The following is a 26,182-nucleotide window of genomic DNA, read 5'->3' as shown; positions in this document are numbered from 1 at the left end:
GTGTCAAAAATTGAAAAAATGGATTAGCCCCACCCTGCTCATCGTCTTCTTTATTCTTAGTGCTGTGGGACATTTCGCAGGCTGGGACGCAACGCTGCAGTTCATTCTGTCCGCGATTTCTGTCGTCTTTGTGGCCGGATTTTTGGGCAAAGCGACGGAGAGCGTATCGCATTATGCCGGACAGCGGCTCGGCGGTTTTCTGAACGCCACCTTCGGTAACGCAGCGGAGCTCATTATCGCCATCTTCCTCGTCAAGGAAGGCTTGTTCGACATGGTCAAGGCCAGCTTGACCGGTTCGGTGATCGGGAATTTGCTTCTGGTCTTGGGACTCAGCATTTTTGCCGGAGGGCTGAAATTTAAAGTTCAGAACTTTAACGTTTCGCTGGCGGGAATGAACGGCTCGCTGATGCTGGTTGCCGTGATCGCCCTGATCGTGCCTGCGGTATTCCTCCGCAGCCATTCCATTACGGGGAGCGATACCCAGCTGCTGAGCCTCATCGTGGCCTGTATTTTGATCGTGGCTTACCTCGCCTGGCTTGTCTTCTCGATGATTACGCACAAGAAATACTTGGCGGATGTCACCGATGAAGAGGATGAAGAGCTGCCGCATGAACACGAGCCGGAATGGTCCAAAGGGAAATCGATCCTGTACCTCCTTCTGGCGACCGTGATGGTCGCTTTTGTGAGTGAATGGCTGGTAGATACGCTGGAAACCTTTACGACGCGATTCGGGCTTAGCGAGCTGTTCGTGGGTGCGTTCCTTGTGGCCATCATCGGCAACGCGGCGGAGCACAGTGCAGCTGTCATGCTAGCCATGAAGAATAAGATGGGCGCAGCGGTTGAAATCGCCGTAGGCAGCAGCCTGCAGATCGCTTTATTCGTCGCCCCGGTGCTGGTTCTGATCAGCTATTTCTTCGGGCCGACCACGATGGACCTGGTGTTTACAACCATAGAGCTGCTTGCGATCGGCGTGTCGGTATTTATCGCCAAGTCCATTATCCAGGATGGCAAAACGAACTGGTATGAAGGCATGCTGCTGCTGGTCGTATACGTTATTTTGGGCGTATCGTTTTTCCTGGTGTAGTAGACAGCAGCATAGGCTCCCTAGCAAGGTAGAGCAGGGAACCGCAAAAAAGGCATGCGCTCCAGCGGAGTGCATGCCTTTTTATACGTATAAATTTATAAATCTCGGGACCTCCGATGTGAAGGCCAAGCTGCAACGGCTCATCATCGTTTGATACAGCACAGGTCGTCTGTAGTCTGCATCTTATGTAAGCCTGCTTGCGACAGGCTGATGATTTATGCTTCCCTGTTGTTCAGGGCTTCATAGAGGTTGGCCAGATTCTTCTCCAGCTCACTGACCAGCTGTTTGCCAGTAAGTTCGGGCACAAGACCGGCACGTACGGCAAAATCAACCTCACGTGAAAATCCGTACATCTGGGTGTCCAGCACTTCCTCATAGAGAGGGCAATAGCGTGTGGCCAGATTCTCCATTTGTACTTCAATAAGCTTCTCTATTTTCACTGCATCTTCTTTCAGCAGATTAATCGCCTTAATATTCAACTGCTCCTGCAGCTCAGATGAAGTCATGCATCTTCCCCCCTATGTCCAAAATCCTACAATTACACCCTTGTATTCTATTCTTAATATTAGACGAAATTGAACACCAATACAAGAACCTGGCCCAGAAAAACGTCCCGGGAAGCCGAAGGAACAGGAAACTCTGGCCCATCGTACGGGAAAGCCCCCGTTTCAATGCCAAGCGCGGCGCAAAGGGACTCTAAGAGGAAGGCTGACGGCGGTGTATGGTTCTAAAATAAACCTCATGAAGTGAGACTTGGGCTTTATGCCGACTCAGATACTGTGGGGACCCTGGAAAACATAAATTTTACAGCTTTAAAAAAAGCGCCCTTACTGTTGCCAGCAGGAGCGCTCTTCTTCATCGCTTACTCAGAGACCACGTTGACGTTCAGGCCGTGTTTGGCAAACACTTCCTTCATCGCCGTTTTAGCCTCGTCCGCATCCGGTCCATGAACATGAAGCTCATAGCTTTGGCTGCTTACGAGTGTCGTAAACAAACCGAGGATACTTTTGACATCGATGTACTTGTTTTCTGCTTGAAGTACGATCGAAGAGGTAAATTGGCTTGCCGTTTGGGCGATTTCTACAACAGCTGCGTTGTTACTGGACATAGGATCCCTCCGTAGCTTTTGATATCAAGTATACTATGATTTTACCACTTTTATGATACATTGAATCCGCTTTCTCGCGCAAGGAATTTCTGAAAAGCGCTGAACCAGCGGCCTTACGAGGCCGGGTTCCCTTCTTCTGCGATTCCTATTTCAAGTTTTCAGGATTCAACCCCTGCAGCTCCGGAATGACAAAGATGCCGTCTTTGCGGATCAGCACGTCGTCAAAGTATATTTCCCCGCCGCCATAGTCTTCACGCTGAATCAGCACGATATCCCAGTGGATGGAGGAACGGTTGCCGTTATCCGTTACTTCATAGGCTTGACCCGGGGTAAAGTGGATACTTCCGGCAATTTTCTCGTCGAACAGAATGTCCTTCATCGGGTGCAAAATGTATGGATTAAACCCAATTGCGAATTCGCCGATATAGCGCGCCCCTTCGTCCGAGTCCAAAATGTTGTTCAGGCGCTCGGTATCGTTGCTGGTCGCTTCCACGATCTTTCCGTCCTTGAAGGTAAACTTGATATTTTCGAACGAAATGCCGTTGTATACCGTGCTGGTGTTATAGCTGATCGTGCCGTTGACCGAATCACGCACCGGAGCGCTGTATACTTCGCCATCCGGAATGTTTTTCTCGCCTGCGCATTTTTCGGCGCCGATTCCCTTAATGGAAAAGCTGAGATCGGTGCCCGGTCCGACGATACGGACCTTGTCCGTCTTTCTCATCATCTCGGCAAGAGGATCCTGCGCTTTGTCCATCTTGGCGTAATCGAGGTTGCATACGTCAAAATAGAAGTCCTCAAAGGCTTCCGTACTCATATTGGCCAATTGGGCCATGCTTGGGTTCGGATAACGCAGCACCACCCACTTGGTGTGGTTGACGCGCTGCCCGCTATGTACCGGATGGTTGTAGAGCGAATTGAACAGTTTTACCTTTTCGTCAGGAACGTCGGCCAGATCATTGACGTTCTCTCCGGCGCGGATGCCGATATAGCAGTCCATCTGCTTCATCCGGTTCAAGTCGATGTCCGCCCATGTCTTGAGCATCTCTTCGCCCGCGTTCATCAGCATCGTGCGCTGTACCGATTTGTCGGTAATTTGGACGAACGGACGTCCTCCCCGCTTGCCGACTTCATCAATGACGGCCTTCAGCAGGTCGCGCTCCGAGCCGATCATCTCGACAAGGACGTTCTCCCCCGGCTGTACGTTTACGGAATAACCGACGAGGTTTTCCGCCAGTTTTTGAATTCTAGGATCACGCATTACTTATTTCCTCCCCTTGACATAACCTGTAAGCTATTTATTTGAACAAAGGTTAATTCATTCAGACTTATTGTAGCACGCATGGCAAGTCCCGTCAGCATGAGAGCTGCAGATAGCTGGCGGAAAGACCGGAGTCCGCCGGTCGGATGAGCCTATGGCTGGAATGAAACATCGTTGACCATCGTCTCCCGTGTCTGGGCACCATCCAGGTTGGTATAGTCGATCGCGCTCTCCGAAGTCAAACGAACCGGAAATCCGGACTTGCGGTTAATCGTCAAATGATAGACTGTGCTTACCTGGGCGTCGTTCAGCATCTGCCGCAGCTGCTTGTCCCCCTGATTCCAGAGCGTCTGCAGCTTTTGCTTTTCTTGGGGCTGTGCGCGGGTGTATCCGGGCTGCTTGCGGAGACCATTCATTTCGGATTCGAGCTGCTTCGTCAAAAAGTCCTTTGCGCTGGAGCTTTCCAGTTCGATCCGCAGCACTTTGGTGCCGCGGCCGGCGCTGGACTCCACCTTGATGCTTTTGGGAAGCCCATGAATGCCGTCGAGCTGCTGGAGAGGATTTAACCGGGTTAATGAAGGAGAGTTGTCCTCCGGGTTCGCTTCGCTCGACTGCCTCACCCATCCCCCGTCCTGCCTGCGGAAATTCGTCACCTTCACGGTCTTCCCGGTGATTCTCCGTGCCTGGAGTCCCGTCGTCTGAACCGCCTCCCCGCTAGGGATCACGCTCTCCATCGTCAGCTGGTCATGACCCGTGAGCCTGCCGGTGTAAGCAAAGTTCTGCACCTGCCCCTGATCCTGGGCGCGCACCGAAGCCAGGCCGCTAAATGAAAACGAATCTATGCCGGCCAGTCCGGTAATCGTCTGGGAAAACCATTCCTCCGGCGATTTCGAGTCCTGAAACATGCCGCAGCCTGTCAAACCGCCGCAAAGGCCGAGCAGCAGCAAGGCGGGAAGTACCATTTTTTTCATCATGGGAAAACTGCCTTTCCGGACAAAATGAACCAACGTTCATTCTCTATTAGGTCCTTTTTGCTTATAGACTGTCCCCCGCCCAGCCAGTTCATGCAAAAATAAGGCGCCCCCCACCCGAAAGTGAGGCCGCCTGTTACATATCATTCACGTCTTCCATTTGGATTTGGTTGCGTCCGCTGTTCTTTGCCCTGTAGAGGGCCATGTCCGCTCTGTAGAACAAGCTGTCTACACTCACCTGCGGGTCCGTCCAGCACCATTCCGCGATCCCGCTTGAAATCGTTACGGACGGGTTTGTCTCCCGAGCGACCCGGCTTCGGATCACTTCAGCGACTTTGACCGCCTGATGTACCCCTAGCTGCGGCATATACACGGCCAGCTCTTCCCCGCCCCAACGTGCAGGCACATCCTCCTCCCGGATGGAGGATTTTACGATATCGCTGACTTGCCTGAGAATGTCGTCCCCCTTCTGGTGGCCGTATGTATCGTTAACCTGTTTGAATTCATCAATGTCCAACACGATCAGAGACCCGCAAAAATCGCTCACTTGATACTGCTGAATCATCTTGTCAAGATAATGGCGGGCGTACATGTCGGTCAGCATGTCCCGGTTGGCCATCCGTCTCAGCTCGGCATGAAGCAGCGCGTTGCTCACCGACAGCCCGATGTGGCTGGACAAGGTCTGCAGAAGCCGGTAATTATCATAGGAAAAATAATGAGGGCTGCGGTGCGTCAGCAGAATCGCCCCCATCACCTTGCCGTTTACGGTCAGCGGTGAAGCGATGAGGGATTGCGAATGCGTGATTTCCATCAGCTTCGAAGGGACTTTGCCGTTCAGCGAATAGTCTGACAGAATCACAGGTTCCTTTTTATGAAATACAAGTCCGCCGAAGCCGTACTCTGCATCAAAAGACAGGGCAAGACCAGAAACGTTGGACGCCATCACCTCCAGAACGTTCCGCTCCTCATTGTACTGCAGGAAGCAGCAATAATCCGCCTGAAAAATATTCAGCATCTCCTCGCTGGCAAACTTGTATATATCCCCGAGCTTGAGGCTCTGGTTCAGCCGCTGGGTCAATTCGTTAATGAGGCGCAGCTCATGAATCAGCAGGTTCGACTGCTCGTAGAGCTTCGCATTTTCGAACGCATTCCCCGCCGTGTCGACTACCATGCCGATCAGCTGCAGGTCCAGGTCTTCCCGGAGCTCCCGGGACATCACCAGATGAAGCACCCCATAGACGCCCTGCTTGCCGCCTAGCGGTATGGCGATTTCGACCTGGTCCTCCATCCCTTCGCCACTGCCCTCCTGCATCATGAGCCTTCCATCCATAAAGGATCTGACGCAGATATCCTCGCCCCACGGATGAAACACGAGCGGCTCCACCCGCGGATTTCGGCTTTGATGGTCCTGGGACATGAGCAGCCTCGCCCGGATGGTAGGATACAGTACTTCAAGGCTGTCCAGAACTTCCGTCAGCACGGTATCGACGTCGATCTGATCATGCATCCGCTGCATGATTTGGAACAGGATGGACCGGCGGTTGGCCTCCCGTTCCGTGCTTTCCTGCACCTTCAGAATGTCCGATACAAGGGCGAACTTAAAACTTTTGTACAGACAGGAACGGTAGTGAAGCGCCATCGCGGCAACGGTGTCCCGAATCCCTTCCCCAAAAAGGTGTGCAGGAATTCCGCAGATCAGAAGACAGGCCCGCGCATGGTCCCGGCGTGTAAAGACCGGAATGACCGTCGTGACCCAGGTGCCTCCTGCGTCCGCCGGCTCATCAGAATGGACCCAGACTTGTTCCCCGGACTCCATGCAGCGGCCGATCTCTCCCGTCAAACCGCAGAAAGGTTCCGCAAGGAGAGCTTGATCGCCTTCGATCCACCGCCCCTCATAATCCGTCACGGCCCACAGGGCTTGTCCGCTTAACGGCAGTGACTGCCCTTCGGTGCGCCATTGGAAAAAGGCGTCCTGGATCACGTGATCCACATAGGGCAAATCATGAATGGACAAGTCGATCTCCTGCAGCCAGGAAGCAGCCGACTCTGAGGGAAACGCCAGCTCGGCGTTCGTCTGGAATAGGCTTTGATGCTTGGTTGTTTCTCGTTGGTGTTCTGACATAGACAGGCGCTCCTTTACACCGTGCCCAGAGGGTGTCTTTCAAGGCACCATAAAATCGCAATCAATCACATATTGTCATCCTTGCAATATGAAAATCCCCTTTACAAGATCGGGTAATGTCGGATGTGTTATAATAATCATATTCTACTCTGTTCCAAGCCATTTTGCACTCATATTTCAGATATTCGTCCTACTTTTTTAGGACTATAGCCCTATCGACAAAATTAGACTTTTCCAACACGATGTCAGGCCTTGACTTTTGCCTACTATATAATATAAAATCTATTGTTGAAAAAGACTGCAAATATAGTCTTGATTTGGGCGTAACGTTGTGTCACCCTCACGTCATTTGTTGCTGACAGGACAGCGGCTGAACTTTCCCGTCAGTTGTGCGTTTCGCCTTCGGACGACGCACTGGAAAACAAATACGGCGCAAATAGAGCCCTACTGTAAATTATTCGAAAAATAAAGGAGTCTACTATAACATGGCACGTTACACAGGTCCAAAGTTTAAATTGAGCCGTCGTCTGGGAATTTCCCTGAGCGGTACTGGTAAAGAATTGAAACGCCCTTTTCCTCCGGGACAGCATGGTCCTAACCAACGGAGAAAAATGAGCAACTACGGTATGCAGCTTCAAGAAAAACAAAAATTGCGCCACATGTACGGTTTGGGTGAAAAGCAATTCCGCACGCTGTTCGACAGAGCGCAAAAAATGCAAGGTATTGCCGGTGAAAACTTCATGTTCTTGCTGGAAAGCCGTTTGGACAACCTCGTTTACCGTCTTGGTTTCGCTAACTCCCGTGCAGGAGCGCGCCAATTGGTCGCTCACGGTCATGTGACTGTTAACGGCAAAAAAGTAAACGTTGCTTCCTACCAAGTGAACACAGGCGACGTGATCGGTCTTCGTGAAAGAAGCCGCAGCCTCTCTTCTATTAAAGAAGCGCTGGAAAACCGTGCGCATCTGCCAGGCTACCTGGAGTACAACGATGGAGCTTTGGAAGGTAAATACATCCGTTTCCCAGAGCGCGCCGAGCTTTCCCAAGACATCGACGAAAGACAAATCGTCGAATTCTACAACCGTTAATATTTGCTGCAACCAAGCCTGGAACTTATGTTCCGGGCTTTTTTGTTTGTTCTGGATGAATAACAGGGCTGACTGGCAGCCCTGTTATTGGTGGCAGTGACACTGCTTCCTGCTTCACACAGCCTTCTCACGGCTTCTCAAAGCCTTCATCTCAAAATTTCTACAACAGCCGGAGCTTGGCAAATTTGCGTCTTCCCGCTTGAACGATATCGCCGTCCCGGACCACGATCTCCGCGTGGGGATCCTCGAGTTTAACTTCATTCAGCTTGACCGCCCCCTGCTGAATGCTCCTTCTGGCTTCGCTGTTGGAAGAAGCAAATCCGATGAGGGTCAGCAGCCGGACGAGCCGGATGGCCCCTCCCTGCAGCTCATTTCCGGGGATATCGCACAGCTGGATATCTTCAGGAAGTGCACGCTGCTGAAAGACGGTGACGAAATGCCGCCGGGCCGCTTCGTCCGCCTCCTGCCCATGGTACATCCGGACAAAGGCTGCCGCCAGGTTCATTTTGGCATCCCTTGGGTGGATACGGCCGCCTTCCAAACCTTCGCGCAGAATCTGAAGGTCTTCATTCGTCATATCCGTGGCCAGCTCGAAGTATTTCACCATCAGCCCGTCCGGCACCGACATTGTTTTGCCGAACATTTCGTTCGGCGCGTCATCGATTCCGATGTAGTTGCCGAGGCTTTTGCTCATTTTCTGCACTCCATCCAGCCCTTCCAGCAGCGGAAGCGTGATCGCCACCTGAGGCTCTGCTCCGTACTCCTTTTGCAAGGTGCGGCCCATCATGAGATTAAACGTCTGATCCGTACCGCCGAGCTCGATGTCCGTCTCCAGCGCCACCGAATCCATTCCCTGCATCAGCGGATAGAAAAACTCGTGAATGCTGATCGGGAGCCCGCCGGCATACCGTTTGGAAAAATCGTCTCGCTCCAGCATGCGGGCCACCGTCACTTTGGAACCCAGCCCGATCACGTCGGCAAAGGTCATCGGGCCGAGCCATTCGGAGTTGTAATATACCTTCGCTTTGTCCGGACTTAATATTTTGAATACCTGCTCCTGGTACGTTTCCGCATTCCGCTTCACGTCCTCTTCCGTCAGCTGTCTGCGGGTTTCCGATTTCCCGGTCGGGTCGCCGATCCGGCCCGTGAAATCCCCGATGATCAGCTGCACCTCATGACCCAGCTCCTGGAACTGCCGCAGCTTGTGCAGGACAACCGTGTGCCCCAAATGAATGTCCGGAGCGGATGGATCAAGACCCAGCTTTACCTTGAGCGGCCGTCCTTGCACAACCGACCGGATCACCTTGCGTTCCAGCTCCTCATTCGGCAGGATTTCGACCGTCCCCCTCCTGATGACAGCCAGTTGGCGTTCAACCTCTTCCTTTTGGGCCGGCATGAGTTGTTCCCAGTTCATCGTCATCAACCTCTCTCTGATCCGTTAGTAAGTACAGCAAAAAGGCTCCTTCGCGTCCCAAGGGACGAGAAGGAGCCTGCTCGCGTTACCACCCTAATTAAAGCAGCCGCTCCGGGGACGATCCCCTTCCACCCACTGCTTTCACTTCATTACGATAACGGACTGCCAGGTCCGGTGCCAGACTACTGACGCTCCTGGTGACGCGTGTTCCTCCGGACGGCTCAAGACGGTAATTCAAAGGGGGAGGCTGCCGGTTTGCACCACCCACCGGCTCTCTGAACAGCGCAGGCCCCTTCTACTGGAGTCTTTCTTTGCCTTTTGACGATATGTGCTTTTTGGATTAACCCTATTTATACCACATACCCGAAAAAAGTCAATGATTTCCACCCATTCAGCCACGATTCGATCTCTGCATTCAAAATACGCAATTTATGCTATAATAGTTCCGTCAAAAGGAGGATAGCCACGAATGGTTGAAGATAACAAACAAAAGCCGGAAGAGCAGACCGCTCCGAAAAAACGGTCCTATGGCCGCATTATCGGCCTTACCGCGATGTGGATGCTGGTCGTCATCGTTATGGGAGTGCTGTTCGCCGGCGGTACGGCAGCCGGGTACCTCACTTCCATCGTGAAGGATGATCCGGTCCGTTCCAGGGCATTGATTGACCAGAAGATGAGCGAGAACTCCATTACGGGATTCGCCTACTTCCGTGACGGCACCCCCATCGGGCAGCTTCGGACCGATGAGGACAGACGCCCCGTGGAGTATAAACAGATACCGCCCATCGTCATCGATGCCGTCGTATCGATTGAAGACAATAACTTTTTTACACATAAGGGTGTTGACATCAAGGGCACGCTCCGTGCCGTCAAGCAGAAGCTTCTGCATGAATCCGTGCAGACCGGAGGAAGTACGCTCACCCAGCAGCTGGCCAGACGCGTATTCCTGAATCTGGACAAAACGGAAGACCGGAAGTTCAAGGAAATTTTGCTCGCCCTCCGGCTGGAGCGGTTTATGACCAAAGAAGAAATTATTACGGCATACTTAAACAAGGTTCCGTTCGGAAACGGATCCAGCGGCTACAATCTGTACGGTATCCAGGCCGCAGCCAAAGGCATTTTTAATATTAGTGATCTCAGCAAATTAAACGTCGCCGAGGCGGCTTATTTGGCCGGTCTTCCTCAGCTGCCTTCCCGATATTCGGCATTCAACGGCAAAGGCGAGTTTAACGAAGCCAACTTTAAGCGCGCCATCGACCGGCAGCATCTGGTGCTCCGGCGGATGCTTGAGGAGAGCAAAATTACGGAAGCCCAGTATAAGGAAGCGCTCGCTTTCGACATCCGTAAGCATCTGGCTCCCCATGTGGAGAAGGCTTACGCCACCTTCCCTTATCTGATGATGGAAACGGAGCGCCAAGGCGCCCAAATCATCATGCAGCTCAATGAGCAGGCGGAAGGCAAGGTTCCTGGAGACGATGCGAAGCAGGACGGCGACCTGCTTGAAGAGGCCCGGCAGCAGCTCAGTACGGGCGGGTATCGAATCTATACCACGATTGATAAAAAAGTGTACAATTCGATGCATAAAATCGCCGAGGATGACAGCAACTTCTCCCCTGACAGCAAAACCAAGGGAGCCGAGCAAACGGCGGCCATGATGATCGACAACAAGACCGGCGCCATTCTCGGCATGATCGAAGGCCGTGATTTTAACAAGGAACAGATGAACTATGCCACCCAGATGATCCGCCAGCCGGGATCGACGATGAAGCCGATCGCTGCTTATCTGCCGGCAATTGAATCTGGGGCTGTTCAACCGGCAAGCGTGGTTGACGATTCGCCGATCATTTTGCCGGACGGACAGAAAGGGTACCATATTCCCAAAAACTCAACTACGGGGTACAAGGGATTAATGACGGCTCGCACCGCCCTCAACAAATCGGTCAATACGGTCGCGCTTAAACTGTACAATAACATTGTCGGAATCCAGAACGCCTGGAGCTTTGCCAAGAAGCTCGGGATCACGACCCTGGAACCGGCTGACTATAGCGCTAAGACCGGCGTGTTAGGCGGTCTCGTTCACGGTGTGACGGTTGAAGAGCTGACCAATGCCTACAGCGCCATTGCCAACAACGGCCAGTTTAACGATGCTTACATGATCGAGAAAATCACCGACTCGAAGGGCAATATCGTGTATCAGCACGAGGCCAAACCGGTGCAGGCTTTTTCCAAGCAGACCGCCTATCTGATGACCGACATGCTGCGGACCGTGATCACCGAGGGAACCGGCGATGTTGTCCGCAAAGATTACAAGCACTTTAAGAACGTGCCGATCGTCGGCAAGACGGGAACGACCCAGAATTACGGCGACGTCTGGTTTATGGGGTATTCCCCTGACGTGACGCTTGGCGTCTGGGCAGGCTATAAGGAACAAATAAACACCTTGACCACCAAGGCGGCAAAGAAGCGCGCTCAGTCGATCTGGACCCTCGTTATGAACGAGGTGATCGACAGAGAACCGGAGCTGTTCAAGACTTCGAAGTTTGATAAACCGGACGGCATCGTAACCAAGACGGTGTCCGCCTACAGCGGCAAACTGCCGACATCGCTTACGGACCGGTTCGTGACCGACATTTTCAACAGCAAATATGTTCCGACGGAAAGCGATGACGGCATCGCCAAAGAGAAGTACATTACTTACAATGGCGTGAATTATATCCCGCAGGATGGTACGCCAGATGACATGTTGAAAGAGAAGGTCGTCGTAAAACGGGAACAACCGATTTCCGAGCTGATCAAAGAGCTCGAAAACGCGTTTGCCAAAATGAAAGGCGGCCACAATGCGCTGTCTTACTACCTCCCACAGGATGCCAGCAGCGACATGCCGACCAAGATCGATCCGCGTGTAGACGACGGCACCGCACCGGCTGCCCCATCGAACGCTTCGATCTCGTGGAACGGCAGCAAGGCCGTCATCTCCTTCAGTCCTACCGGACAATCCGATGTCGTCGGCTACCGGCTGTACCGCTCGGATCATGGCGGCTCTTACCGGAGACAGGCCAGTATCCTCGTCGGAGAAGGGTCATCCTTTACCAGCGCTGCGAGCGGCGGATCCAGCTTCTATGTTACGGCCGTGGACGTGGCTGGCAAGGAGTCCGCTCCGAGCATGACGGTCGGCCTTGGCGGCGGACTGACCAATATTATCGGAGGCACGGACGATCCGTCCGGGGAACAAGGTTCAAACGGCGGGCAGGACAATCCGGACGGCAATGTGACAACTGGGGAGACACCGGGAACGGAACAAGCGCCTCAGGCGGCTCCAGCCGCTCCTAGCGGGCTTCAGATGGCCGCTACGGAGACCGGAATCCAATTCCAGTGGAACGCCGCAGGAGCCCAGGAAATGGTCACGGAGTACGATGTTTACTACAGTGCGAATCCAAATGGGCCGTATATCAAATTAGGCACCAGCGCAGAACCTGCCTTATCGTACAGCACATCGACTCCGATCAAAGGTTACTTCTTCGTATCTGCGGTAAACAGCGCAGGCGAATCGCCAAAATCGCCGGGTGCCTACTTCGAGAAAAAGTAATGGACCTGGCGGCAGCTAAAACATCAAGAGAGGCAGTCCCGGGACGGGATTGCCTCTCTTATTTTCTAGAACAGCTCATGAGGAGATCGTGAAATGAAAACAGCCGGTCGTCTCGGGTATAACCCGAGACAACCGGCTGTACTTTTATTCTGAGTGAGTGTTATCCCTTACCGTTAGCAAAGATAACGATCAATTCTGCGCTTAGTCTTCAATTGTGGACAAATCGCCTGTCGGGAGGTTTAACTCCCATGCTTTCAGCACGCGCCGCATAATTTTGCCGGAACGCGTCTTCGGCAGCTTATCCTTGAACTCAATTTCGCGCGGTGCGGCATGGGCGGACAATCCCTCTTTAACGAAGCGGTAGATCTCGTCCTTAAGCTCCTGCGACTCGGTGTAACCTTCGCGGAGCGAAATAAACGCCTTGATGATCTCGCCTCTTGTCGCATCCGGCTTGCCGATGACGCCGGCTTCTGCAACCGCCGGGTGTTCGACAAGCTTGCTCTCGACTTCGAACGGTCCGATCCGCTCGCCTGACGAGTTGATGACATCATCGATCCGGCCCTGGAACCAGAAGTAACCTTCTTCGTCCATGTATGCCGAGTCCCCGGAAATATACCAGCCGGGAATTCTGAAATACTCCTGATACTTGGTCGGGTTTTTCCAAATCTGGTTCATCATCGACGGCCAAGGGGCCTTGATGGCCAGATTGCCCATCGTATACGGCGCCACTTCCTTGCCGTTATCGTCCAGGATGGCGGCTTCGATCCCTGGAAGCGGACGTCCCATGGAGCCAGGCTTGATCGCCATGGAAGGATAGTTACAGATCAGCTGCCCGCCCGTTTCGGTCATCCACCATGTATCGTGAATGCGCTGACCATATACCTTCTCGCCCCAACGGACGACTTCAGGGTTCAGCGGCTCGCCCACGGACAGAACGTGACGGAGGCTGCTGAGGTCAAACTGGGAGATCACATCGGCCCCGGCCCCCATCAGCATCCGGAAGGCGGTAGGTGCACTGTACCACACCGTAACATTGTATTTGTTAATTGTGCCGTACCAATCCTGCGGGCTGAAGCGTCCGCCGCGGATGACATTGGTTACCCCGTTCAGCCATGGGGCAAAAATGCCGTACGATGTCCCCGTTACCCAGCCCGGGTCAGCCGTACACCAGTAGGTATCGTCTTCCCGAAGATCAAGGACGATCCGGCCCGTATAGTAATGCTGAATCATCGCATTCTGAACGTGGTATACGCCCTTCGGCTTGCCGGTGGAACCGGAAGTATAATGAATAATCAATCCGTCGCTGCGGTCCAGCCATTCGATCTGCAGGTCCGCAAACGCTTCGTTCATTTCCTGCTTATAATCAATAATGCTGTCGTCCGTTTGCACGTTGTCGCCGACGACGAAAATATGTTTCAAATCGGGAAGCTCATCCTTCTTGACGCGCCCAAGCAGCTGCGGCGTCGTAATCAGGGCGACAGCCCCGCTGTCTTCCAGACGATCCTTGACGGCCGTCTCCATAAACGCTTCAAAGAGCGGTCCAACGACGGCTCCCACTTTCAAAATACCCATGAGGGAGAAATAAAGCTCCGGACTCCGCGGCATAAAAATAAACACCCGGTCTCCCTTACCGATACCGTATTTGCGCAGCACGTTGCCGAATTTGTCGGATTGCTCCTTCATCTCTGCAAAGGTATAAGACTCGTCACGGGAAGCATCGCTGTACAGGAGCGCCGTCTTCGATCCGCGTCCTTCCGCCACATGGCGGTCAATTGCCTCGTAAGCCATATTTACCTTGCCTGTGTCATACCAGGTGAAGTGTTTCTCCACATCTTCCCATTGAAACTCGGAACGAGCCTGTTCATAATCGCCCATATTGGATGATGAAACCACGCTCGGCAAGATTTCATTGTGAATTTGATCCATACTTTCATCCTCCCTCTGTTCTCCCATGCTAGGGCAGCGCTTACAATCTTGTATGAGTTCATGCCAATAGATTGACACCATACACACCATGACTTATTTTACGAGAGTTTTGAATGATTGCTGAAAGGGTATAGCATACAGGTTAAGCACTTACGGAAACAGCAAAAAAAGTGACTAATTTATGTCAGAGATATTATAGCACAGGATGTATGCCCCTGCCATTCCCTTTTCATTTATTTGTTTTTTTGCTATAAGTAGGTAAGAAGCAGAAAGGAGCGTCCAGATGGAACACCTCAAACTGTATCATGTCCATCCGCTGTCCCGCGAGGACCGCTGCCTGATTGTCGAAGGTCCCGTACCGCCGGGAAGGCTCGCGGAGCTTACGATGCATCCGGATCTTGACGCTTTCCGCAGGCCGGCCGAGCAGCACAAGGCGTTGATCGAAATCGCCGGCCTTGCGGAAGGGAGGATCATCATTACCCGGGAAGAAAACGTGATCGTCGGCTATGTCACCTTCCATTACCCGGACGAACAGGAACGCTGGTCGCAGGGCCATATGGCCGATCTGATCGAGCTGGGAGCGATTGAGGTGGCCAACAGCTACCGTTCCCTGGGACTCGGTCAGAAAATGATTACTACCGCCTTTGAAGGCGGCCAAATGGAGCCCTACATTGTCTTTACGACCGAGTATTATTGGCATTGGGACCTCAAATCCAGCGGCCTCAGCGTATGGGACTATCGCAAAATGATGGAGCGGCTGATGAAAGTCGTGGACATGGTATGGTACGCCACCGACGATCCGGAGATCTGTTCCCATCCGGCCAACTGCCTCATGGTCCGCATCGGCCGGGACGTTCCGCTGTCCTCCAAGGAACAGTTTGACCGGATCCGTTTCCAGCAGCGATTTATGTATTGAAAATATACATTGTTCTGGCAATAGCCTTCCTTTGCCGGACAAGCCGAAAAAAATCCCCGTTCTCCCGGAAGAGGGACGAATCGAGCCACTTAAGGCGCCGTTCCATCCTCTCTTCAAGGGACCGGGGATTTTTAAGTTGGTTTCCTATTGTTCCGATGCGGTCCCAACCGCTGACTACAAGCGCTGTACCATGTAATCCAGAATCGCATGTGAGCGGCGGGACGACGTTACCGTAAATTCGGCAAAATTGGCATGAGCCGAACCGTCGGCCTTGTCGGACATCGACCGGATCACAACAAACGGCACGCCGTTCATATAGCACACCTGGGCTACGGCAGAGCCTTCCATTTCGACGCATGCCCCTTCCATATGCTCATAAAACCAGGACACCTGATCGACGTTTGCGATAAACTGATCTCCCGAGAGAACCCGTCCCACCTTGCAATTGATCTCACCAAGAGCCTGGCAGGCTTCCTGCGCCAAAGCGATGAGACTTGCATCCGCCTTGAACTCCGATACTTCCTGGTAAGGAATCACGCCCCTTGCGTACCCGAGCGGGCTGACATCCATATCATGCTGCACGCAGTCCGATGAAATGACGATATCGCCGATGTTCAGATCCGGATGAACGGCCCCGGCCACGCCGGTAAACAGCACTTTGCCGACGCCAAACTGGTCGATCAAAATTTGCGTCGTCACCGCCGCATTGACTTTGCCAACTCCGGATTTGCAAACGATAACCGGCTTGCCTCTGTATGTACCCCGAGCATATTTGACGCCCGCTTTCGTGACCGTCTCCGCCCCTTCCATTCCTGCAAGAAGCAGTTCCACTTCCTCATCCATGGCTCCAATGATTCCTATCATTTCTGGCATGTCATCTCCAATCCTTTCAAGCTGTCAGTTCTCGATGATGCTGGCTTTTGCAAATATATGATTTCAGACGATAAGGCCTTGTTGCTATGAAAACAACTGCCGCATGTCTGCACCCCAACAGTTCGGAGCAGCACATCCCAAAAAAAGCTCCCGAAAGGAGCTTTTTTCACGAATATTCAACCTTTTTCATATTTAGATATGTTTGTTTATTCCTCGTTCACATGACTTACGGAGAGCCGCAAAATCGTTTCGTGAGGAAGAATGACCCGAGGGTTGTCCACATTTTCTTTCTTCATCAGCTTGGTCAAAAGACGCATGGCTACCGCACCCAAGTCGTACATCGGCTGGGCCACAGTCGTCAGCTGCGGACGAACCATTGAGGCCATGCGGATGTTATCCACACTGATGATCGAGAAGTCATCGGGAACCTTCAGACCTTCGTCTTGGATGCTGTGAATGGCGCCGATCGCCATTTCGTCGGTGGCCGCAAAGATCGCCGTCGGCTTCTTCTTCAGCCCGAGGAAATACTTCATCGCTTCCACACCGGACTCATACCGGTAGTTGCCGATGCGAACCAAGTCTTCCTGGTACTCAATACCGGCAGCTTCCAGCGCTCTCTTGTAGCCTTGGAAACGGGCGTAGCCGTTCGCCGGGTCCTGGAGCGTTCCGCTGATCATGGCGATGTCCCGGTGACCGTGACGAATCAGGGTATTCACCGCGTCAAAGGCAGCCGCCTCGTGGTCGATATCCACGGAAGGGTAGATGCCGTTCTCATCGCGGGTCGCACAGAGCACGATCGGCACAGCCGAAGTCTGGAAGGCCTGAATATGCTCGTCCGTTACGGTTCCGCCCATGAAGAGAAGCCCGTCTACCTGCTTCTCAAGCAGCGTGTTGATAACACGTATTTCCTTGTCTTTTCTCTTGTCAGCGTTACACAAAATGATATTGTAGTGGTACATATTGGCGATATCTTCGATACCCCGGGCGATCTCCGCAAAAATGGAGTTGGATATGTCCGGAATCACGACACCCACGGTTGTCGTTTTCTTGCTGGCAAGTCCTCTTGCCACTGCGTTCGGACGATATCCTAAACGTTCAATTGCTTCATATACTTTCTTCCGGGTCTGAGGCTTCACGTTCGGATTGTTGTTGACAACCCGCGATACCGTGGCCATCGATACGCCTGCTTCACGCGCCACATCGTAAATGGTTACCGTCAAATTCCTTCTCTCCATTGCAAATAAATTTTCATTCGTCAACCCATTAAACTCAATGATACGACAAAATTTTGCATTGTGCAATGATTACACTTACAGCTGTTGCAAATGCTCCTTAATCACTTCAGAAGTAATATGAGAATGAGACGTATGCCAGATGGGCGCCTGATTTTGAACCAGAATAACCTGAGGCGATTCATGCTGCACCCCAAGACGATCCGCCGCTTCCATCGATACCGGACGGTCTTCAACAACATGGATCAGACCATACTGTACGGCTTCATTCGGCTGATCTTCCAAGTAAGACATCATTTCCCGATACGCACCGGCGCTGATCGGGCAGCGTGTACTGTGCTTAAACAGCAGCAGAGGCTTATCTGTGGAGGCTTCCAATGCGGATTGCAGCTGATCGCTAGTAGTCAGTTTAGTCATTGTCGCCATTTGATATACATCCCCTTTTTTCGATTCAAATCCTGAATCTATCGTATCAAAAAGCTCGTGAAAAATCCAACATACCCAGCGAAAAACCCGAAAAAATGCAGCAAAACGTAAATCAGGCGTAAAATTGGTTCAATTCAGGCAGCATCGCCGACAGTTGCGCCAGCCGCTCCCGGATATTTTCGACCCACTCGTGGTCCTGTGTCTGTTCGGCAAAGCTGTATAAGTCCAGAAGCAGGTTGATGCGATCCCTCACCTCGGTTTCGATCTGCAGCTCCAAATCTTCGCGGGACAGGCTGTCGGGACGCAGGAACACCTCGCGAACCATCCCCGCCAGCTCATGGTGGTCAGCCAAAGAAAAGCTCCGACGGGAAGGACGCTCTCCGAGCATCTCGACGCATTTCTTCAGCACCGGTCTCATGCAAGGCAGCAGCTCATAGTTCGAACAATCGTCACAAGCAAGCACCGGAACATGCCGTATGATTACATTACGGGTATACATCACCGTGCGAAGGTCAAGTCTCAGGACTTCCCCACATTTACATTTTGATCCCATATTTCCACCCCATATATCTTTTTACATCTTTATATAGTCATTGTAAAAATAGTCGTTCCCCTTCGTATTCGCCCCTCCCGCGCTTGATTCCTTCCTCTCTCCCCCACCTGTTTTATTTACCAAACGGCCCATCCCTTTCTTGTAAAGCATGATTGTTCTATTCATTTTTGTTACACTGGAAACATAGGGACATTTACTCAGAAGGGAGCATGCTGAACATGAGATTAACCGGCAAAAAAGTCATCGCGCTCGTCGATGATCAGTTTGAAGACTTGGAGCTATGGTATCCCGTGTACCGGGTGAGGGAGGAAGGCGCCGAGGTGCACCTGGTCGGGGACAAGAAGGGACATACCTACATCGGTAAATATGGCGTTCCTGCCGTATCGGACTATTCGTTTGAAGAGGTGGACAGCCGGGATTACGACGGCATTTTGGTGCCCGGGGGATGGGCGCCGGACAAGCTGCGCCGCTACGGGAAGGTATTGCAGCTGGTGCGGGAAATGCACGAAGACCGCAAGCCGATCGGGCAAATTTGCCACGCAGGCTGGGTGCTGATCTCGGCTAAAATCTTGCAGGGCGTTACGGTGACTTCTACACCAGGTATCCGGGACGACATGGAGAACGCCGGCGCGATCTGGAAGGACGAGGCGGTCGTCACAGACGGACATATCGTTTCCGCCCGCCGTCCGCCGGATCTTCCGCCTTACGGCAAAGCCTTCTGCGATGCGCTTGCGGGGCGATAAGTAGCGGGGCAATAAAAAGAGCCTGACCGTCCACGTAGGTGGATCGGCAGGCTCTTTTCTTGGATTTATGCAGCTATGGCAGCGCAGACGCTCAGGAAGCGTTGCTGCCCTTTTCGCCCCGAGGCTGATGCACGCTCTCGTTATTGGCGCAGGCAGGTTCGGCAAATTCGGTCAGCAGGCGTTCGATTTCGACGCTGCTCTTCAGCTGGTAGCATGTCTGCGCCGTCCGCTTCGCATCGGAAGCCGTCGTGTTTAGTATCCGATGCTTCAGCTTCAGCAGCGACTGGATCGACATGCTCAGATGGTCCACGCCCAGCTCCAGCCAGATCGGAACCGAGCGTTCATCGCCGGCCATCTCGCCGCATACGCTGACAGGGATGCCCGCCCGGTGCGCCGCTTCCACCGTCGTGCGCAGCATCCGCAGGATCGCCGGATGGAAAGGATGATACATATGCGCGATCTGCTCGTTCATCCGGTCTACGGCCAGCACGTACTGCACGAGATCGTTGGTGCCGATGCTGAAGAAGTCGCATTCTTCCGCGAGCAGATCGGCAATGATGACCGCGGCGGGAATCTCGATCATGATCCCGACCGGAATGTCCTTGTCGTAAGCGATGCCCCTTGCGTCCAGATCGGCCATGGCCCGATGCAGCACTTCATGGGCTTGTCTGATTTCGTCGACTGATGAAATCATCGGGTACATAATTTTCACCCTGCCGAACGCGCTCGCCCGAAGAATGGCGGTCAGCTGCGTCTGAAAAAGCTCCTGGCGGTCAAGGCTGATCCGGATCGCCCGGTAGCCCAGAACCGGGTTATCCTCATCCGGCAGCGCAAAATAATCCAGTTGCTTGTCACCGCCGATGTCTAGCGTGCGGATCACCGCCCCAAGCTCACCTACTTGCTGGGCTACCTGGCGGTACACCTCAAACTGTTCCTCCTCGCTCGGAAACGTGCTGCGGTCCATATACAAAAATTCCGTGCGGAACAGCCCTACGCCATTGGCACCGTATTTCAAGGCCGATTCCACTTCTTTGGCCGAGCTGATGTTCGCGGCCAGGTGGAGTTCGCAGCCGTCCTTCGTGATCGCTTCGACGGCAGCCAATAGCTCCAGCTGCTCCTTCTTCGCCAGCTGACGCTCCCGGATCCGCACATATTCTTCCACGAGCGGTTCGTCCGGATTAAGATACAGTGCCCCGGTGTCCCCGTCGATGACCAGCAAATCTCCGGTCTGGATCGGATCCTTCAGCTTGTTCTCCAGCCCCGCGACGAGCGGGATACCGAGGGCCCGTGCCATAATGGCCGAATGGGACGTCTTCCCGCCGACCATCGTCACGATGCCGAGGACGTGGGAAGGATTCAAATGCGCCAGCTGGGACGGGGACAGCTCCTTGGCCACGAGAATATACGGCTGGGTGTCCGCAGGCAGCGTAATCTCCGGCGCGCCAAGCAGATGCTTGAGCAGGCGGTTGCCGACATCCTTAATGTCCATCGCCCGCTCTTTCATGTATTCGTCATCCAGCAGGTCGAACATCGTGACGAAATGATCGATCGCCTCTTTTACCGCGACCTCGGCCGCTTTATACTGGCGCTCGATGACGCCCTGGATTTCATTCATGAACACCGGATCGTCCAGAATAGCCAAATGGGCGTCAAAAATGCTCGATTCCTCTTCCCCCACCATATCCCTGAATTCGTTTTTAATAAACTCGATCTCATTTTTGGAGGTGCGTATCCCCTCATACAGCCGTTCAAATTCGTTGGCCAGATCTACTGCGTCGATCCCGGTCTCGGGCAGGTCCCATTCCCAGTTCGGCAGTACAAATGCTTTTCCAATCGCTACCCCGGCAGATGCACCGATGCCTTGTATCATGATTCCAAACCTCCAACATTTCTGTCGTGTAATACTACGGACATAACCGACGTCTGCCCCTTCTTGACGGCTTTGAACGGAGCGAAGCTCCATGACTTAACGCGGTCCGGATTGGTGATCACCATCGGCGTGGCAAGCGATGAAGCATGACTTCGGATATAGTTGATATCAAATTTAACCAGCAGCTGGCCGGGCTCCACCGCGTCTCCCTCCTGAACGACCGCGGTGAAATGCCCGCCCTTGAGCTGGGACGTATCGATGCCGATGTGAAGCAGCACCTCAAGCCCTTCCGGCGTCGAGATCCCGATCGCATGCATCGTCGGGTACAGGTGCATGATCGTCCCGTATACCGGAGACACGAGTTCCCCTTTCTCCGGCATGAACGCCACTCCGTCTCCCACCAGCTTGGCGGCGAAAATATGATCGGGCACTTCTTCGATCGGGATCATTTTCCCTTGGACCGGCGCACTGAACAGCACCTGCGGCAAATCCCGGTGCAGCAGCTTGTTCACTTCCTCGCGGATCAGCTCCGAATAGGTCCCGAATACAACCTGCACGTTGCCGCCGCCGAGCTTGATCAGCCCCGCGGAGCCGAGCAGCTTGAGCGCATTGCTGTCGATCATACGGTCGTTCTTGACCGTCAGCCGGAGCCGGGTGATGCAGGATTCCACCTGAACGATGTTGTCCTTCCCCCCGAGCGCTTCCAGAATGAGCGGCGCCTGATAAGGGATGTTGCCTGCCCAGTCCTCCAGCGTGGAGCCTTCCTCGCGGCCCGGCGTCGGAATTTGAAACCGCCGAATGGCCCAGCGGAACAGAAAATAGTACACGAGGCCGTATCCGAGGCCGATCGGAATAAGGAGAAGCGCGTTATGCGACAGATGGAAGTTCAGCAGGTAATCGATCGCGCCTGCCGAATAGGAAAACCCGTGATGAATATCGAGCGCGTACGTGATCCACATCGCGATCCCCGACAGGATCGAATGCAGGATGAATAAATAAGGCGCTGCGAACAAAAAGGCAAACTCGATCTGTTCGGACACCCCGGTTAAAAAGCAGACCAAGGCCGCCGTCAAAAACGTCTTCTTGACCTTCGGCTTCAGGTCTTCCCGCGCTTCCTGGATGATCGCCAAGGCGATGCCAGGCAGTGCGAACATCATAATCGGGAACAGACCGGCCATGAACGTGCCCGCGGTCGGATCCCCTGCAAAATAACGCGGCAAATCCCCCTGCACAATGCTGCCCGACGGGGTTTTGTAGGTTCCCAGCTGGAACCAGAAAATATTGTTGAGCAGATGGTGAAGGCCGAACGCGGTCAGGATCCGGTACAAAATGCCGTATAAAAAAAGCCCGAAGCCGCCCATATGCGCCATGAGCATGGTCAGCTCGTTCAGCGCCTTCTGCAGCAGCGGGGCGATAAAGACCATCACCCACGAAAACAGGGCGGAGAACAGCCCCATAAACAAAAGCACGAAGCGCGAGCCGCCAAAAAACTGGACAATCTCAGGCAGCTTGATATGTTTATACCGGTTATAGGCAGAGCCTGCGATCATGCCGAAAATGATGCCGATCAGCGTGGAAGGCTGAATGCCCCCATTACCCAGATGCCTCGTAATTTGATCATAGATAAACATCCCGGCCAGAGCCCCAAGGCCAGCCGGTCCCGCCTGGTTCGCCAGTCCCCAGGCCACTCCTACCGCAAACAGATACGGGAGGAAATAAAAAATACCCTGTCCTGCCCAAGTGCACACCTCTGCGACGCCCGGCAGCCCCCAGGCTGCCCATGGCAGACTGCCGACACACAGCAGTATGGCGGCCGACGGCAGAACCATCGTAGGCAGCATCACTGCTCTGCCGAGCTGCTGCAGCGATCCAAGCCAGTTCAAGACATGCACTCTCCTCTCAACACACACATATTTAAAATGGTACGCGTTGTTCAACTTTTTGTCAAAAAGAAAAAAGGACCTGCAGATTCTCTGCACGGCCCTGTCTTGAACTCTATCCGATGACTGTATTATCCGTTCTTTTGGCCGGGACGGTTCGGCCGGGTGACGGAGTCCTCCACCTTGATACAGCGGTCCATAATGACCCGCATGCCGTTCTCTTCGCCGATGCTGGCGGCTTCATCGCTGACGACGCCGAGCTGCAGCCACAGTACCCGCGCGCCGATGTCGGCAGCTTCCCTGGCCACGTCCGCGCAGTATTCGCTGCGCCGGAACACATCGACAATATCGACGGGTTCGGGAATATCTTTCAGCGAGGCGTAAACGGTTTCGCCAAGGATGGTTCCCTGAACGGTCGGGTTCACGGGAATGATCCGGTATCCGCGCTGCTGCATCGCTTCCGCAATCATGTAAGAAGTGCGGTCCGGCTTGTCGGACAGGCCGACGACCGCAATGTTGCCGGCCAGCTCCAAAATTTCCTTGATTTCTTCCCGGGTCGGATTTTCAAATGACATTGTTCATCCCGCCTTTGCTCTTTTTTCCTTCAAGATCGGATTTACCTGTACTTATGGCTTATGCGTTACTTTACCCATTCCACCTGGGCGCCAAGCGCCTTCATATGGTCGAAAAATTGCGGGTACGATTTGGCGACGTGGTACGCGTCCCTGATCCGCAGCGGCTGCTTGGAGCGCAGGCCGACGATAGTCAGCGCCATGATGACCCGGTGGTCGTAATGGGCGTTGATTTCAACGCCTCCCTCGACCCCTTCCGGCCGCCCGTGCACGATGATCTCCGCCTGGCGCTCCTCTACGTTGGCACCGGCTTTGCGCAATTCGGCCAGGTAATCGGTGATGCGGTCGCATTCCTTGTAGCGCAAATTTTCCACGTTATAGAAACGGGAGGTGCCTTCGGCAAACACGGCGGCCGCCACCATGGCCAGCACGGCATCCGTGGCCGCGTCCCCGTCGAACTCGACGGCTTTGAGCTTCCCGTTGCCGCGGACATGGACTTCGTCGTTCTCATGTGTCAGGGGAGTCTGCATCATCTGAAGCACATCGACAACGGCGCGCTCGCCCTGCTTACTATGCACAGGCAGGCGCTTGATCAGCACGTCCGATTCCGTGACCGCCGCCGCGGCCAGCACCGCCGCCGATCCGGGATAGTCACCCTGCACGGTATAGGTTTTCGCCTGATAGGACTGGTTGCCTGGAACGCGGAAATGTGTGTAGTCGTCGCTGGCGTGAATGACGATCCCCGCCTGCTCCAGCACCTCCAGCGTCTGACCGATGACTACTTTCGATTTCAAGTCGCCAGTCACCTCAATCTCGCTGTCCTCCGCCAGCAGCGGTGTCAGGAACAGCAGAGAGCTCAAGTACTGCGAGCTGACTTCACCCGATACCGTAATTCGGCCGCCTTTCGCCTGCCCGCCGCGAATCGTGATCGGCAGGCGCCCGTTGTTGTGCTCGACCTGCACGCCGATTTGCGTAAGCGCGGTGATCAGGTCGTCATGCGGGCGCTTGCCCAGCGAGTCCGGATACGTGTTGACGAACGTCACGTCCCGGCAGAGGGCGGCGGTCCCCATCAGGAAGCGCAGCACGGCGCCGGCATTGCCGACGTTCAGTTCCTTCACATCGCGCGGATGTCTGCCGAAGCCGGTAATGACGGCCTTCTCGTCGTCTTCGACGAGCGTAGCGCCGAGGTCCTGGATACAGCGGCGCATCGCGTCGCTGTCCTCGCTGTGAGCCGGGAAGTATACCGTGCTTGTCCCTTCGGCCAGTGCCGCCACCAGCAGGTAGCGGGTCGTATAGTTTTTGGATGAGAGAGCACCGATTTCCCCGCTCAGCCGGGGAGTCGGATGTACGATCATGTCCATGAGTAATCTCCTTTGCAACTAGTCGGTAGTATGGCTCTTCCCGCGGGTCTGTCCGGATTGACAGCCGATTTACTGCTTGGTTATCATAGGTGATGAACAGTATGATTACAGTCGAAAAGAGGTTTTAACATTGTCAACGATTCGTGAAATAGAGCCGTCTGAGGTGAGACGCCGCCTGCTTGCGGGCGAGTTCCTGCAGATGATCGACGTCCGTGAGGACGATGAAGTGGCCCAGGGCATGATCAGCGGCGCCAAGCATATCCCGCTGGGTGAAATTCCCGCCCGTCTGGACGAAATCCCGCAAGACGGCGAAGTCATTATGATCTGCCGCAGCGGCGGCCGCAGCATGCGCGCCTGCCAGTACCTGTCGCAGCACGGCATCGACTGCGTCAATATGGTCGGCGGCATGCTTCAATGGAACGAGGAAGAAGAATAATAATCCCCACAAAGTGAAGCTTTCGCTTCGATGCCTATTCAGGTACTTTGCGGGGGGCCCAGAAATCATAATCCCCACAAAGTGGAGTTATGGCTTCGATGCCCGTCCGGTTCTTGACCGGGCCGCAACATAAGCTATGGAAGCAGCAGCTTGACCCCGGTCAGGCTGCTGTTTCTTTTCGCAGAGATAAGCTTAGACGCGGTAATGCGCTAAAATTGCACGCATGACTTCTTCCGCCGCAAGGGCCGATGTGTCAACCGTGCAGTGGGCAAAGCGATACGCGTCTTTCCGCTCCTCAAGCAGCGTTCTCACCCGCTCCTCCGCATTGCCTGCAAGCAGCGGCCGGTTCCGGTCCCCCTGAACCCTGGCGATAATATGCTCCGCATCCGCCGTGAGCGCCACGACCAGACCGCCCTGCAGCATCAGCTCGCAGTTGTCCGGGCGCAGCACCGCGCCGCCTCCCGTCGCGACGATCACTCTTTCTCCGGAGGCGAGCACCTGCCGCAGCGTCTCGTTCTCGAGCTCGCGGAAGTGCTTCTCGCCATGCCGCTCGAAGATCTCCGGGATCGTCATGCCGGCCTTTTCCACGACGGCGGCATCCAGATCGATCAGCCGGTATCCGAGTTCCATAGCCAGCAGATCGCCGACGGTTGACTTGCCCGTGCCCATCATACCGATCAAGATAATATTTTGTTTAGTCCGGTTCAATAGAACACCCCTTTTTGCACTTGCTGCTGCCCATGCCGTTACTTGCTACATATCA

The 26,182-nt window shown here is 53.9% G+C and carries 22 protein-coding genes and 1 other annotated feature; of the genes, 6 read left to right on the top strand and 16 right to left on the bottom strand.

The features are described from left to right. Window positions 1-10: 10 nt before the first annotated feature. Window positions 11-1,084 (top strand): calcium/proton exchanger, encoded by a 1,074-nt coding sequence (gene cax, locus FHS19_RS10290; RefSeq protein ID WP_183581787.1) that lies wholly within the window; start codon window positions 11-13, stop codon window positions 1,082-1,084. Window positions 1,085-1,299: 215 nt separating this feature from the next. On the opposite strand, the gene FHS19_RS10285 is transcribed toward cax, so the two are convergent. The 5 genes from FHS19_RS10285 to FHS19_RS10265 all read right to left on the bottom strand — a co-directional run bounded on the left by FHS19_RS10285 (window position 1,300) and on the right by FHS19_RS10265 (window position 6,546). Further along, window positions 1,300-1,590 (bottom strand): Fpa/YlaN family protein, encoded by a 291-nt coding sequence (locus FHS19_RS10285; RefSeq protein ID WP_183581786.1) that lies wholly within the window; start codon window positions 1,588-1,590, stop codon window positions 1,300-1,302. A gap of 356 nt (window positions 1,591-1,946) precedes the next feature. Next, window positions 1,947-2,192 carry an HPr family phosphocarrier protein gene (locus tag FHS19_RS10280; RefSeq protein WP_076169916.1) on the bottom strand — a complete coding sequence of 82 codons (246 nt, stop codon included), beginning with the start codon at window positions 2,190-2,192 and terminating at the stop codon, window positions 1,947-1,949. Between the two features lie 145 nt (window positions 2,193-2,337). Further along, the gene (locus tag FHS19_RS10275; RefSeq protein ID WP_183581785.1) at window positions 2,338-3,453 is read right to left on the bottom strand and encodes an aminopeptidase; all 1,116 of its coding nucleotides are present in this window, start codon (window positions 3,451-3,453) and stop codon (window positions 2,338-2,340) included. A 152-nt stretch (window positions 3,454-3,605) separates the two neighbouring features. Next, window positions 3,606-4,427 (bottom strand): hypothetical protein, encoded by an 822-nt coding sequence (locus FHS19_RS10270; RefSeq protein WP_183581784.1) that lies wholly within the window; start codon window positions 4,425-4,427, stop codon window positions 3,606-3,608. A gap of 133 nt (window positions 4,428-4,560) precedes the next feature. Then, window positions 4,561-6,546 carry a sensor domain-containing diguanylate cyclase gene (locus FHS19_RS10265; protein ID WP_183581783.1) on the bottom strand — a complete coding sequence of 662 codons (1,986 nt, stop codon included), beginning with the start codon at window positions 6,544-6,546 and terminating at the stop codon, window positions 4,561-4,563. A gap of 485 nt (window positions 6,547-7,031) precedes the next feature. Between FHS19_RS10265 and rpsD the strand changes: the two genes are divergently transcribed. Continuing rightward, complete coding sequence (gene rpsD, locus FHS19_RS10260; protein ID WP_183581782.1) at window positions 7,032-7,631, top strand: 30S ribosomal protein S4; 600 nt, start codon at window positions 7,032-7,034, stop codon at window positions 7,629-7,631. Between the two features lie 160 nt (window positions 7,632-7,791). Here the strand turns inward: rpsD and tyrS are convergent, their stop codons facing one another. After that, window positions 7,792-9,045 (bottom strand): tyrosine--tRNA ligase, encoded by a 1,254-nt coding sequence (tyrS, locus tag FHS19_RS10255; RefSeq protein WP_183581781.1) that lies wholly within the window; start codon window positions 9,043-9,045, stop codon window positions 7,792-7,794. Between the two features lie 57 nt (window positions 9,046-9,102). After that, window positions 9,103-9,366, bottom strand: a binding site (T-box leader). Between the two features lie 148 nt (window positions 9,367-9,514). On the opposite strand from tyrS, the gene FHS19_RS10250 reads away from it, so the two are divergent. After that, a complete protein-coding gene (locus FHS19_RS10250; protein ID WP_183581780.1) occupies window positions 9,515-12,631 on the top strand; it encodes a transglycosylase domain-containing protein in 3,117 nt (1,038 codons plus the stop codon). Window positions 12,632-12,832: 201 nt separating this feature from the next. Here FHS19_RS10250 and acsA read toward each other — a convergent pair whose 3' ends face one another. Next, a complete protein-coding gene (acsA, locus tag FHS19_RS10245) occupies window positions 12,833-14,557 on the bottom strand; it encodes an acetate--CoA ligase (RefSeq protein WP_183581779.1) in 1,725 nt (574 codons plus the stop codon). A gap of 283 nt (window positions 14,558-14,840) precedes the next feature. Between acsA and FHS19_RS10240 the strand changes: the two genes are divergently transcribed. Next, complete coding sequence (locus tag FHS19_RS10240) at window positions 14,841-15,473, top strand: GNAT family N-acetyltransferase (protein WP_183581778.1); 633 nt, start codon at window positions 14,841-14,843, stop codon at window positions 15,471-15,473. A 174-nt stretch (window positions 15,474-15,647) separates the two neighbouring features. Here FHS19_RS10240 and FHS19_RS10235 read toward each other — a convergent pair whose 3' ends face one another. The 4 genes from FHS19_RS10235 to FHS19_RS10220 all read right to left on the bottom strand — a co-directional run bounded on the left by FHS19_RS10235 (window position 15,648) and on the right by FHS19_RS10220 (window position 18,422). Next, the gene (locus FHS19_RS10235) at window positions 15,648-16,346 is read right to left on the bottom strand and encodes a 5'-methylthioadenosine/adenosylhomocysteine nucleosidase (protein WP_183581777.1); all 699 of its coding nucleotides are present in this window, start codon (window positions 16,344-16,346) and stop codon (window positions 15,648-15,650) included. 206 nt (window positions 16,347-16,552) lie between these two features. Beyond that, window positions 16,553-17,566 carry a catabolite control protein A gene (ccpA, locus tag FHS19_RS10230; RefSeq protein ID WP_076169906.1) on the bottom strand — a complete coding sequence of 338 codons (1,014 nt, stop codon included), beginning with the start codon at window positions 17,564-17,566 and terminating at the stop codon, window positions 16,553-16,555. A gap of 90 nt (window positions 17,567-17,656) precedes the next feature. Then, on the bottom strand, window positions 17,657-18,004 hold the full coding sequence (gene ytxJ, locus FHS19_RS10225) for a bacillithiol system redox-active protein YtxJ (RefSeq protein ID WP_076169905.1): 348 nt from the start codon (window positions 18,002-18,004) through the stop codon (window positions 17,657-17,659). Between the two features lie 112 nt (window positions 18,005-18,116). Next, window positions 18,117-18,422, bottom strand: coding sequence for a hypothetical protein (locus tag FHS19_RS10220; RefSeq protein WP_183581776.1), 306 nt, complete (start codon window positions 18,420-18,422; stop codon window positions 18,117-18,119). Window positions 18,423-18,775: 353 nt separating this feature from the next. On the opposite strand from FHS19_RS10220, the gene FHS19_RS10215 reads away from it, so the two are divergent. Then, window positions 18,776-19,300 carry a type 1 glutamine amidotransferase domain-containing protein gene (locus tag FHS19_RS10215; RefSeq protein WP_183581775.1) on the top strand — a complete coding sequence of 175 codons (525 nt, stop codon included), beginning with the start codon at window positions 18,776-18,778 and terminating at the stop codon, window positions 19,298-19,300. 91 nt (window positions 19,301-19,391) lie between these two features. Here the strand turns inward: FHS19_RS10215 and ptsP are convergent, their stop codons facing one another. The 4 genes from ptsP to aroA form a co-directional block, all read right to left on the bottom strand. Beyond that, window positions 19,392-21,170 carry a phosphoenolpyruvate--protein phosphotransferase gene (ptsP, locus tag FHS19_RS10210; protein ID WP_183581774.1) on the bottom strand — a complete coding sequence of 593 codons (1,779 nt, stop codon included), beginning with the start codon at window positions 21,168-21,170 and terminating at the stop codon, window positions 19,392-19,394. Further along, on the bottom strand, window positions 21,167-23,053 hold the full coding sequence (locus tag FHS19_RS10205; RefSeq protein WP_183581773.1) for a glucose PTS transporter subunit IIA: 1,887 nt from the start codon (window positions 23,051-23,053) through the stop codon (window positions 21,167-21,169). The genes ptsP and FHS19_RS10205 overlap by 4 nt, the downstream gene beginning before the upstream one ends. 128 nt (window positions 23,054-23,181) lie before the next feature. Beyond that, on the bottom strand, window positions 23,182-23,625 hold the full coding sequence (locus tag FHS19_RS10200) for a CoA-binding protein (RefSeq protein ID WP_183581772.1): 444 nt from the start codon (window positions 23,623-23,625) through the stop codon (window positions 23,182-23,184). 65 nt (window positions 23,626-23,690) lie between these two features. Further along, window positions 23,691-24,983 carry a 3-phosphoshikimate 1-carboxyvinyltransferase gene (gene aroA / locus FHS19_RS10195; RefSeq protein WP_183581771.1) on the bottom strand — a complete coding sequence of 431 codons (1,293 nt, stop codon included), beginning with the start codon at window positions 24,981-24,983 and terminating at the stop codon, window positions 23,691-23,693. A 130-nt stretch (window positions 24,984-25,113) separates the two neighbouring features. On the opposite strand from aroA, the gene FHS19_RS10190 reads away from it, so the two are divergent. After that, entirely contained in the window at window positions 25,114-25,419 is a 306-nt protein-coding gene (locus FHS19_RS10190; RefSeq protein ID WP_183581770.1) for a rhodanese-like domain-containing protein, read from the top strand. A 192-nt stretch (window positions 25,420-25,611) separates the two neighbouring features. On the opposite strand, the gene FHS19_RS10185 is transcribed toward FHS19_RS10190, so the two are convergent. Beyond that, window positions 25,612-26,127, bottom strand: a complete 516-nt coding sequence (locus tag FHS19_RS10185) for a shikimate kinase (RefSeq protein ID WP_246426536.1) — start codon at window positions 26,125-26,127, stop codon at window positions 25,612-25,614. Between the last annotated feature and the right edge of the window lie 55 nt (window positions 26,128-26,182).

Source organism: Paenibacillus rhizosphaerae (assembly GCF_014192015.1).
Taxonomy (GTDB): Bacteria; Bacillota; Bacilli; order Paenibacillales; family Paenibacillaceae; genus Paenibacillus_AQ; species Paenibacillus_AQ rhizosphaerae.
The sequence above is the reverse complement of the archived record's forward strand: the minus strand, read 5'-3'. Positions and strand labels throughout refer to the sequence as shown.

Bases quoted from the DNA above. Each gene is read 5' to 3' on its own strand.
- FHS19_RS10285 (WP_183581786.1), bottom strand. From the start codon at position 1,590: ATGACTTCATCTGAGCTGCAGGAGCAGTTGAATATTAAGGCGATTAAT.
- FHS19_RS10280 (WP_076169916.1), bottom strand. From the start codon at position 2,192: ATGTCCAGTAACAACGCAGCTGTTGTAGAAATCGCCCAAACGGCAAGC.
- FHS19_RS10275 (WP_183581785.1), bottom strand. From the start codon at position 3,453: ATGCGTGATCCTAGAATTCAAAAACTGGCGGAAAACCTCGTCGGTTAT.
- FHS19_RS10270 (WP_183581784.1), bottom strand. From the start codon at position 4,427: ATGATGAAAAAAATGGTACTTCCCGCCTTGCTGCTGCTCGGCCTTTGC.
- FHS19_RS10265 (WP_183581783.1), bottom strand. From the start codon at position 6,546: ATGTCAGAACACCAACGAGAAACAACCAAGCATCAAAGCCTATTCCAG.
- rpsD (WP_183581782.1), top strand. From the start codon at position 7,032: ATGGCACGTTACACAGGTCCAAAGTTTAAATTGAGCCGTCGTCTGGGA.
- tyrS (WP_183581781.1), bottom strand. From the start codon at position 9,045: ATGAACTGGGAACAACTCATGCCGGCCCAAAAGGAAGAGGTTGAACGC.
- FHS19_RS10250 (WP_183581780.1), top strand. From the start codon at position 9,515: ATGGTTGAAGATAACAAACAAAAGCCGGAAGAGCAGACCGCTCCGAAA.
- acsA (WP_183581779.1), bottom strand. From the start codon at position 14,557: ATGGATCAAATTCACAATGAAATCTTGCCGAGCGTGGTTTCATCATCC.
- FHS19_RS10240 (WP_183581778.1), top strand. From the start codon at position 14,841: ATGGAACACCTCAAACTGTATCATGTCCATCCGCTGTCCCGCGAGGAC.
- FHS19_RS10235 (WP_183581777.1), bottom strand. From the start codon at position 16,346: ATGCCAGAAATGATAGGAATCATTGGAGCCATGGATGAGGAAGTGGAA.
- ytxJ (WP_076169905.1), bottom strand. From the start codon at position 18,004: ATGGCGACAATGACTAAACTGACTACTAGCGATCAGCTGCAATCCGCA.
- FHS19_RS10220 (WP_183581776.1), bottom strand. From the start codon at position 18,422: ATGAGACCGGTGCTGAAGAAATGCGTCGAGATGCTCGGAGAGCGTCCT.
- FHS19_RS10215 (WP_183581775.1), top strand. From the start codon at position 18,776: ATGAGATTAACCGGCAAAAAAGTCATCGCGCTCGTCGATGATCAGTTT.
- ptsP (WP_183581774.1), bottom strand. From the start codon at position 21,170: ATGATACAAGGCATCGGTGCATCTGCCGGGGTAGCGATTGGAAAAGCA.
- FHS19_RS10200 (WP_183581772.1), bottom strand. From the start codon at position 23,625: ATGTCATTTGAAAATCCGACCCGGGAAGAAATCAAGGAAATTTTGGAG.
- aroA (WP_183581771.1), bottom strand. From the start codon at position 24,983: ATGGACATGATCGTACATCCGACTCCCCGGCTGAGCGGGGAAATCGGT.